Raw genomic sequence first — 1,150 nt, 5'->3', positions numbered from 1 at the left:
TTCATTGCGCAAGACATCATCAACAGAATGAATAATAAAATCCACAACCTCAATGGGGGTATAAACAATCCCAAGCCTATCCGTGGTTTTCTTAAATGCCTTAGCAAAAAAACTTTCATAAAGCTTGATAATAAGATTCTGTTTTGCATGCGTTTTGGTTATGCCTGCTGTACAGAACGTGACACTTTTATAAAATTTATCAAGATCTTTCGTTTGTTCTTTGATATTCGTTTTATCCAATTTCGTTAAGATCTTGTCCATGGCTTGCGAGATGGCATTGTTTTGTACAAATTCATTGCCATCAAACAAGGCTTCAAACACGGGACGCGTGACAAGGTGTTGTGCGAGCATCTCAACGGCTTCCTCTTGTTTGATAGCGCTGTTGACGTTGTTTTGTAATTCCTTATGAAAGGCATCAAAGGCATGAAAGGCTTCACTGTTTTCATCAGAAAGGAGGTTTTGAAGATGGGTGATATGATTTTGTGCAATCTCAGCAACATTACCCGCCCAATCTTCCCAATAATCCGTGATTTTAAAACTATCCAGAAAAATGGCTTTGACAAAATCAAAAAATTCAGAGTCGAATAAGTCTTTTTGTCCTCCATATGCCGATTGAGATTTGCTTTCTGCTGTTCCAATGCTACGCCCAGAACTTTCTGCTTTTGATGGTATCGAGATCTCCTCAACCGTTGTGGTTAATTCTTTTAATTCATCAGCACGCTTAAGCTCTATAATCTCAATCGTATGCCTACTATCTTGTCCTAGCGACATCTGGTTAATTGTCCTAGCAAGCCTTTCATCATGAGAATGTAAAGCATGCAAAACTTGCCAAACAACACGGTATCTCTTATGGTTTCGTAAAGCTTTTTTGGCTTCTAAGTGTGAGGGAATGATAATGGGTAAAATGATATAGCCTGTTTTCTTATTGGGAGCACGACGCATCACACGCCCCACCGCTTGGATGACATCCACTTGGCTATTGCGCGGGTGTAAAAACATGATGGCATCAAGAGCAGGGACATCAATCCCTTCTGAAAGACAGCGAACATTGCTTAAGATCCGACAAACATTTTTATCGGCATCTCCTTTAAGCCAACCAAGAGCTTCATTGCGTATTTTGACACTTTGTGTTCCATCAATATGTTTTATT

General features: G+C 39.6%; 1 protein-coding gene. It reads right to left on the bottom strand.

Annotated elements, in window-relative coordinates:
* Window positions 1–1,150: helicase-related protein (locus tag BN338_RS07095; RefSeq protein WP_280109527.1), on the bottom strand; the 1,150-nt coding region annotated here is incomplete at both ends.

It is taken from the genome of Bartonella queenslandensis AUST/NH15 (genome assembly GCF_000312585.1).
GTDB lineage: Bacteria > Pseudomonadota > Alphaproteobacteria > Rhizobiales > Rhizobiaceae > Bartonella > Bartonella queenslandensis_A.
The sequence above is the reverse complement of the archived record's forward strand: the minus strand, read 5'-3'. Positions and strand labels throughout refer to the sequence as shown.